Genomic DNA, 9,502 nt, shown 5'->3' with positions numbered 1-9,502 from the left:
ACCGCGTACTTCGGCTTCCCCACCGGAGTACTCTCCCGCGACGACGTGAGCGAACTCGCCCGGTTGTGGGTCGAGGCGCTCGGCGCCCTGGCCCGGCACGCCGCCACCCCCGAAGCCGGCGGACTCACCCCCGGCGACGCACCACTCGTCCAGGTGAGCCGGGACGAGATCGACACCTGGGAGACCCGCTTCGGCAAGCTGGCCGAGGTGTGGCCGGTGACCCCCGCGCAGTCGGGGCTGTTGTTCCACACGCTGCTGGCCGGGGCGCAGTTCGACGCCTACCACATGCAGTTGGTGTTCCACATGTCCGGCGAGGTCGATCCGGAGCAGATGCGTCGGGCCGGGCAGGCGCTGCTGGGGCGATACGCGGGCCTGCGTGCGGCGTTCGTCAACCGGGCGGACGGCGACGTGGTGCAGGTGATCCCCGAGACGGCGACCCTGCCCTGGCGGTACCTGGACCTGACCGCGGCCGACGAGGCGGAACGCACCGACACCTTCGAGCGATTCCTCGAACAGGACCGGGCCACCCACTTCCACGCCGACACCCCACCACTGATCCGACTGACCCTCGCCGCCCTCGAACCGGGCCGGGCCGAACTCGTGCTGACCGCCCACCACGTGCTCTTCGACGGCTGGTCCACCCCCTTGCTGATGCGGGATCTGCTCCTCCTCTACGCCGCCGACGGCGACCCGACCGGGCTGCCCGCGACCCGCGACTACGGCGAGTTCCTCACCTGGCTCGTCCGGCAGGACCGGGATGAGGCGGCCCGGGCATGGGCGGCCGGACTCGACGACGTACAGGAACCCACCCTGCTCGTGCCGCACGCGGGAACCCGGCACGATTCCGCCGGGATCGGGAACCTGGAAGTGGAGTTCGAGGACAAACACGGCCTCTCGCGCCTGGCCGGCCGGCTCGGCGTCACGCTCAACACCCTCGTGCAGGGCGCCTGGGCCGTGCTCCTGGCGCATCTGACCGGGCGCGACGACGTCGTCTTCGGCGCCACCGTGTCCGGGCGCCCGCCCGCGGTGAAGGACGTCGACGACATCGTCGGACTGTTCATCAACACCGTCCCGGTCCGGGTGCGCTGCGAGCGGCAGGACACCTTCGCCAACCTGCTCATCGCCCTACAGGACCGCCAAGCCGCCCTGCTCGACCACCACCAACACAGCCTCGCGGACATCCAACAGGCCACCGGACTGAACACACTGTTCGACACGATGGTGGTGTTCGAGTCGTTCCCCGTCGACCGGGAAGCCATCGTCGACGCCAACTCCACGGCCGGCATCGCCATCACCGGGGTACGCCCGCTCGCGGGCTCGCACTACCCAATCCTGCTGGCCGCCGCCACCGACCCGCAGTTGCAGATGGCCCTGCAGTACCAGCAGGACCTGCTGGACCCGGACGCGGCAGCCGATATCGTCGACCGGTTCGTGCGTGTGTTGCGGCAGGTGGTCGCCGATCCGTCGGTACCGGTCGGTGCCATCGACGTGCTGTCCGAGGACGAACGCGACCGGCTGGTGCGGCGGGTCAACGACACCGCGCACCCGGTGTCGGCCGCAGGCACCCTGCCGGCGGCATTCGAGGCCCAGGTGGCGCGCGACCCGGACCGGGTCGCGGTGATCGGTGAGCAGGAGACGGTCACGTACGGGGAGTTCAACCGGCGGGCCAACCGACTGGCCCACTGGCTGGTCGAACAGGGCGCGGGCGCCGAGCGGTTGGTCGCGGTGCGGATCCCGCGTTCGGTGGATCTGGTGGTGGCGATCTACGCGGTGGTCAAGGCCGGTGCGGCCTATCTGCCGATCGACACCGAGCTACCCGAGGACCGGGTACGGCACATGCTCGACAGCGCCAGGCCGCTGCTCGTGCTCGACGAAGACCTGCCCGACGTCTCCGCGTACCCGTCGACGAACCCCGAGCGGGTGCTCTCGCCGGACAATGCCGCGTACGTCATCTACACCTCCGGCTCCACCGGCGGCCCCAAGGGCGTACAGGTCTCCCACCGGTCGATCATGAACCGACTGGCCTGGGGTCTGGCGCACTTCGACGTCACGGCCGAGGACCGGGGGCTGCTGAGTTCGTCGGCGAGTTTCGACGCATCGCTGCCGGAGCTGTTCGCCAACCTGCAGATGGGCGCTTCCGTCGTCGTCGCCCGCGCGGACGGGCGGCGGGATCCGGCCTATCTGGCCGAGCTGATTCGGCGGGAGCGGGTGACCAGCGCGTTCTTCGTACCCTCCCTGCTCGAGGCGTTCGTCGCCGAGCCCTCGGCCGAGAAGTGCACCAGCCTACGCTGGGTCGAGGTCGCGGCCGAGGCGTTCCCGGCCGCGCTGGCCGACCGATTCGTCGAACTGCTGCCCCACTGCGACACGTACAACCTCTATGGCCCCACCGAGGCGACCGTCGAAGTCACCGCATGGCAGCACGTGCCGGGCGCGGACCGGGTGCCGATCGGCGCGCCGATCTGGAACACCCGGGTGTATATAGTGGACGCGGCGCTGCGCCCGGTCGCGCCCGGGGTGGCCGGTGAGTTGTACGTCGCCGGTGTCGGGCTGGCGCGGGGGTACCTCGGGCAGCCCGGGTTGACCGCGGAGCGGTTCGTGGCCTGCCCGTTCGGCCCCGCCGGGGCGCGGATGTACCGCACCGGGGACCTGGTGCGGTGGACCGGGGACGGCCAGGTGGAATACCTCGGTCGGACCGACTTCCAGGTCAAGATCCGCGGGTTCCGGATCGAGCTGGGCGAGATCGAGCAGGCGCTGACCGGGCATCCCGCTCTGGCCCGGGCGGCGGTCGTGGTGCGTGAGGATCAAAAGGGCGACCGGCGCCTCGTGGCGTATGTGGTGCCCGATCCGGAGGCCGCGGTGGCCGATGCCGACGCCCAGGTGGACGAGTGGCGCAACCTCTACGACGACACCTATACCGATTCCGGCGAAGAGGCGTGGGGGGCGGACTTCAGGGGCTGGAACTCCAGCTACACCGGTGAACCGATTCCACTCGACCAGATGCGCGAATGGCAGGACGCCGCGGTGGCGCAGGTGGTGCGGTTCGCGCCGCGGCGGATGCTGGAGGTCGGTGTGGGTTCCGGTCTGCTGCTCGCGAGGATCGTCGGTGGGGTCGAGGAGTACTGGGGTACCGACTTCTCGGCCACGGTGGTGGAGCGGGTCCGGGCACAGGTGGAGCGGGCCGGCCACGGCGACCGGGTCCGGCTCGGTGCCCGGGCGGCCGACGACGTCTCCGGGCTGCCCCGAGGCGGCTTCGACACCGTCGTACTCAACTCCGTGGTGCAGTACTTCCCGAGCATCGAGTACCTGGACCGGGTGCTGCGCGAGCTCGTGGAACTCCTCGCGCCGGGCGGCCGAGTGATCGTCGGCGACGTCCGTAACGCCGCGACACTCCGACTTCTGGCGACCGCCGTGCAGCGTGCGGCACATCCACACGCGTCCCACGAGGAGTTGCGGGCGCTGGTGGAGCAGGCGCTGCTCGCCGAGCGGGAACTGGTGGTCGCCCCCGAGTGGTTCGCGGAGTGGGCGGCGGACCGCTCGGTCGGGGTGGACATCCGGTTGAAGCCCGGCCGGGCACACAACGAGCTGACCCGACACCGCTACGAGGTCGTGCTGCACAAGGAACCGATCGACGTGCTCGACCTGGCCGGCGTGCCGGCCGTGCCGTGGGGCCGCGAGGTGTCCGACCTGGCCGGCCTGGCCGGTGTCGTGGACCGCGCGGGCGGCACACCGGTACGCGTGACCGGGATACCCAACGCACGCCTGGTGGCCGAGGCCGCCGCGGCGACGTCCACCGGTGCACGAGGTACGGCCGGCCCCTCGCGCGGGCCGCTCGACCCCGAGGACCTCGCCGCATGGGCGCGGCAACAGGGCCGGCACGCGGTTCTCACCTGGTCCGGCGAGACCGTCCACGACTTCGACGCGGTGCTGCTTCCCGGACAGCCGACCGGGCGGCGAACCGTCTCCGGCGGGTTCCTGCCCGGCAGTGTGGCCGGGCGGACCCGGGCGAACGCCCCCGCGTTGGCCAAGGCGATCGGCCCGCTGCTGGCCGGGTTGCCCGAATACCTGCGCGGGCGCCTGCCGAACTACATGGTCCCGGCCGTCCTGGTGCCGCTCTCGGAGCTTCCGTCGACTCCGGGCGGCAAACTCGACCGGCGCGCGCTGCCCGCGACGCACACGACCACCGTGGGCAACCGACAGCCGCGCAACTCCCGCGAGGAAAAGCTGTGTTCCCTCTTCGGCGAGCTGCTCGGCCTGGAACGGGTCGGCATCGACGACAACTTCTTCGTGCTCGGCGGGCACTCGCTCCTGGCCACCCGGCTGGTCAACCGCGCCCGCACCGAGTTGGGGATGGAGATTCCCATCCGCAAGGTCTTCGACCTGCCGACGGTGGCCGGGCTCGCCGCGTGGTCTGCGGAATCGGCCGTTCCCCGCCGCCCCCGGTTCGCACCGCGTGATCGCACGCGAGGGGACGCCGCGGCTCCCCTGTCGTTCGCCCAACGTCGTATGTGGCTTCTGCACCGCCTGGAGGAGGGGGCTGGGACCTACAACATCTCCCCGGTGTTCCGGCTGACCGGGCCGCTGGACCGGGACGCGCTCGTGGCGGCGATCCGCGATGTGGTCGACCGGCACGAAATCCTGCGCACCACGTACGTAACGGACGAAGAGGGTGAGCCCCACCCGCGGATCCTGTCGGCCGCGCAGGCGTCGGCACAGGTGCGGGTGCCGGTGGTCGAGGTGGCGTGCGAGGGCGAGTCCGACGCGATCGACGAGGCCGTCGCGCACCGGTTCGACCTGGCGGCCGAAATCCCGTTCCGGGCGACCCTGTTGCGCCGCTCCCCCGAGGAACACGTACTGGTCCTGATCGTTCACCACATCGCCGCGGACGGCAGCTCGGGCGCGCCGATGGCCCGGGACCTGGCCGAGGCTTACGCCGCCCGCCGGGAGGGTCGGGCGCCCGGATGGCAGCCGTTGCCGGCGCAATACCAGGACTACGCGTCGTGGCAGCGCGAGGTGCTCGGCGACGTGGCGGACCCCGGCAGTGTGGTCGCGGCGCAGGTCGAGTACTGGCGTGCGGAGTTGGCCGGGGTGCCACAGCCGTTGAACCTGCCGCTGGACCGGCCGCGGCCCGCCGCGAGGGGTTCGCAGGGCGACCTGGTCGACGTCGTGGTGGAACCGGGGGTGGCCGTCGGGGTGCAGCGGCTGGCGGACGAGCGCGGGATGACCGTGGCGATGGTCCTGCAGGCCGCGTTGGGCGTGCTGCTCGGCAAGTTGGGCGGCGGAGAGGACGTGACGATCGGCGGTCCGATCGCCGGGCGTACCGACGAGGGGTTGGCCGATCTGGTCGGGTTCTTCGTCAACACGCAGGTGTTGCGGGTGGACCTCTCGGGCGATCCGTCGTTCGCCGACCTGCTCGTACGGGTACGGGAGAAGGCCCTGGCCGCCTACGAGCACCAGGACGTACCGTTCGACACGCTGGTCGAAGCCCTCGACCTCGAGCGCTCCGCGGCATACCAGCCGTTGTGCCAGGTGATGTTCTCCTGGCAGAACTTCGAGCGGCGCAAGCTCGAACTCCTGGGGCTGGATGTGGAGTTCGAGCAGCAACTCACCTCGACCTCGGTGACCGACCTGTTGTTCAACATGGCTGCGGACGACTCGGGAGCCCTCCGGGGCGACCTCCAGTACGCGACCGAGCTGTTCGACCGGAACACCGCCGAGGCCATGGCCGCTCGGTTCGTCCGGGCACTGGAGCAGCTGGTCGGCGATCCGCGGTTGCCGGTGAGTGCCGTCGAGGTGCTGTCGGAGGACGAACGCGACCGGCTGGTGCGGCGGGTCAACGACACCACGCATCCGGTGGGCGCGGACACCCTGCCGGGCGCGTTCGAGGCCCAGGTGGCGCGCGACCCCGACCGGGTCGCGCTGATCGGCGAGCAGGAGACGCTGACCTACCGGAAACTCGACCGCCGGGCCAACCGACTGGCCCACTGGCTGGTCGAACAGGGCGCGGGCGCCGAGCAGTTGGTCGCGGTGCGGATTCCGCATTCGGTGGATCTGGTGGTGGCGATCTACGCGGTGGTCAAGGCGGGGGCGGCGTACCTGCCGATCGACACCGACCTGCCCGAGGCCCGGGTACGGCAGTTGCTCGACAGCGCGAAGCCGCTGCTTGTGCTCGACGACGAGCTTCCCGACGTGTCCGGCTACCGGTCGACGAATCCGGAGCGGTCGTTGTCACCGGACAATGCCGCGTACGTCATCCACACCTCCGGCTCCACCGGCGGCCCCAAGGGCGTGCAGGTGTCGCACCGGTCGATCATGAACCGGCTCGAGTGGGGTCTGGCGCACTTCGAGGTCGGGGCCGAGGACCGGGTGTTGCTCGGCACCTCGGTGAGCTTCGACGTGTCGGTGCCCGAGCTGTTCGGGCCGCTGCAGATCGGTGCCACTGTCGTGATCGCGCGTCCGGACGGGCAACGGGATCCGGCGTACCTGGCGGAGTTGATCCGGCGGGAGGGGGTGACCGGTGCAGACTTCCTGCCCTCGCTCCTTGAGGCGTTCATCACCGAGCCCTCGGCGACGGAGTGCACGAGCCTGCGTCGGCTCGTGGTCGCGGGCGAGGCGTTCCCGGCCGCGTCGGCGAACAGGGTCGCCGGCCTGCTGCCCGACTGCGCCGTGTACAACCTGTACGGCCCCACCGAGGCGACGGTCGAGGTCACCGCCTGGCAACACGCACCGGGCCTGGACCGGGTGCCGATCGGCGCGCCGATCTGGAACACCCGGGTGTACATCCTCGACGCGGCGCTGCGCCCGGTCGCGCCCGGGGTCACCGGTGAGTTGTACCTCGCCGGTGTGCAGCTCGCGCGAGGCTACCTCGGGCAGACCGCGCTGACCGCGAACCGGTTCGTGGCGTGCCCCTTCGGCGCGCCGGGGGCTCGGATGTACCGCACCGGCGACGTCGTGCGGTGGAACAAGGACGGCCACATCGAGTACCTCGGCCGGTCCGACTTCCAGGTCAAGGTCCGCGGATTCCGGATCGAGCCGGGTGAGATCGAGCAGGTGCTCGCCGAGCATTCCGGCGTGGCGCAGGCGGCAGTCGTGGTGCGCGAGGACCGGAAGGGCGACAAGCGCCTCGTGGCGTACGTGGTGCCCGACCCGGATGCCGCGGTGGCCGATGCCGACGCGCACGTGGACGAATGGCGCCGAGTCTACGAAGATACCTATGCCGATCCCGGGGACGAGGCGTGGGGCGAGGACTTCCGGCTGTGGAAGTCGGCGTACGACGGCGAGCCGATTCCGCTCGAGCAGCTGCGGGAGTGGCGGGACGCGGCGGTGGCGCAGGTGGTGCGCTTCGCGCCGCGGCGGGTGTTGGAGATCGGTGTGGGTTCCGGTCTGCTGCTCGCGAGGATCGTCGGCGAGGTCGAGGAGTACTGGGCCACGGACGTCTCGGCCGCGGTGGTGGAGCGGGTCCGGGCGCAGGTGGAGCGGGCCGGCCACGGCGACCGGGTGCGGCTGAGCGTGCAGCCGGCCGACGACGTCTCCGGGCTGCCCCGAGGCGGCTTCGACACGGTGGTGCTCAACTCGGTGGCGCAGTACTTCCCGAGTGTCGAATACCTGGACCGGGTGCTGCGCGAGGCGATGGAACTCCTCGCACCGGGCGGGCGGTTGATCGTCGGCGACGTCCGCAACGCCACGACGCTGCGGCTGTTGCTGACCGCGGTGGAGCGGGCGGCGCAGCCGCAGGCCTCGCGCGAGGAGGTGCGCGCGTCGGTGGAGCAGGCGCTGCTCGCCGAGCGGGAACTGGTGGTCGCCCCCGAGTGGTTCGCGGAGTGGGCGGCGAACCGTTCCGTAGGGGTCGATATCCGGTTGAAGCCCGGCCGGGCACACAACGAGCTGACCCGGCACCGCTACGAGGTCGTGCTGCACAAGGACGCGGCCGACCTGCTCGACCTGACCGCGGTGCCGGCCGTGCCGTGGGGCCGCGAGGTGTCCGACCTGGCCGGCCTGGCCGGCGTCGTGGACCGCGCGGACGGCACACCGGTACGCGTGACCGGGATACCCAATGCCCGCCTGGTCGCGGAGGTCGCCACGGCGACCTCGATCGATGCAGGACGTACGGCCGCACACTCCCATGGTCCGCTCGACCCGGAGGACCTCGCCGCATGGGCCTCGCAGCAGGGCCGGGACGTGGTCCTGACCTGGTCCGGCGAGATCGCCCACGGCTTCGACGCGATCCTGCTGCCCGAACGGCGGGCCGTCTCCGGCGGGTTCGTGCCCGGCGCGCCGGCCCGGCGGACCCGGCCAAGCGCCCCGGCGCTGGCCAAGGCGCTCGGTCCGCTGCTGGTCGAGCTGCCCCGGTACCTGCGCGAACGGCTGCCGGAGTACATGGTCCCGACCGCCGTGGTGCCGCTTTCGGAGCTTCCGTCGACTCCGGGCGGCAAACTCGACCGGCGCGCGCTGCCCGCGCCGCATACGGTCGGCCCGAGCAGCCCCGGGCCGCGCAACTCCCATGAGGAAAGGCTGTGTTCCCTCTTCGGCGAGCTGCTCGGCCTGGACCGGATCGGTATCGACGACGACTTCTTCGTGCTCGGCGGGCACTCGCTCCTGGCCACCCGGCTCGGCGCGCGCATCCGCACGGAGTTCGGCGTCGACATACCCCTCAGGAGCATCGTCGAGCACGCCACGGTGGCCGAGTTGGGCGCGCTGGTGCTCGCCGGCGGCACTCCCGACGCCCGCGTCGACTCGTACGACGTCGTGCTGCCGTTGAACCTGAACCCCGGCACGGGGAAGCCGCCGGTGTGGTTCTTCCACGGCGGGGGCGGCCTCGGCTGGGCGTTCTTCACCTTCGCGCCCTACCTGGACCGGCCCGCCTACTCCCTGCAGTCCCGCGGCTCCAACGGCACGGAACCGGTGGCCGGGTCCATCGAGGAGATGGTCGAGGACTACATCGCCCAGATCCTCAAGATCCAGCCGGAAGGGCCCTACCACCTGATCGGCTGGTCCTTCGGCGGCCCGATCTCGCACGCCGTCGCGGCGGCGCTGGACCCGCGTGGGCATCAGGTCGCCCTCCTGGCCGTCCTGGACGCCCCACCGGCGACCCCCGACCCGGAGAGCCCGTTCAAGCAGGTGGCCGGCCGGACGGCGGCGATGTACCGGGCGGATGTCGAGGAAGTCCTCGACGAGTTCATGAACACCGACGACATGGACGGCTTCCTGGGCAGGATGGCGAGGGTTGGGGCCAACAACCAGAACCTGATGGCCACCTTCGAATCGCCGGTCTACCGCGGTGATCTGCTGTATTTCAACGCGAGGTTGGACAAGGACGAGGGCAAGGCGTCCTATGGGTCCGGCTGGCGATCGTACGTCCTCGGTTCCGTCGAGGAGTACGACGTGGACGCCACGCACCACGATCTACACATGCCCAAACCTGCGGGCCAGATCATGAGCGTCATCGTCCGCAAGCTGGCGGAGCGGGAGTGACGGGGAACGGTACGGACTTGGCCGGGTCCGGACG

1 protein-coding gene is annotated in these 9,502 nt (G+C 71.1%); it reads left to right on the top strand.

Features of this window, described 5'->3' with window-relative positions:
• The first annotated feature begins 45 nt into the window (after positions 1-45).
• Positions 46-9,468 carry an amino acid adenylation domain-containing protein gene (locus ABIA38_RS36200; protein ID WP_424643199.1) on the top strand — a complete coding sequence of 3,141 codons (9,423 nt, stop codon included), beginning with the start codon at positions 46-48 and terminating at the stop codon, positions 9,466-9,468.
• Positions 9,469-9,502: the final 34 nt, after the last annotated feature.

Origin of the sequence: Embleya sp. AB8 (genome assembly GCF_049739465.1) — a bacterium.
Taxonomy (GTDB): domain Bacteria; phylum Actinomycetota; class Actinomycetes; order Streptomycetales; family Streptomycetaceae; genus Embleya.
Note: the sequence above shows the minus strand (reverse complement) of the source record. Positions and strands in the feature narration are given on the sequence as shown.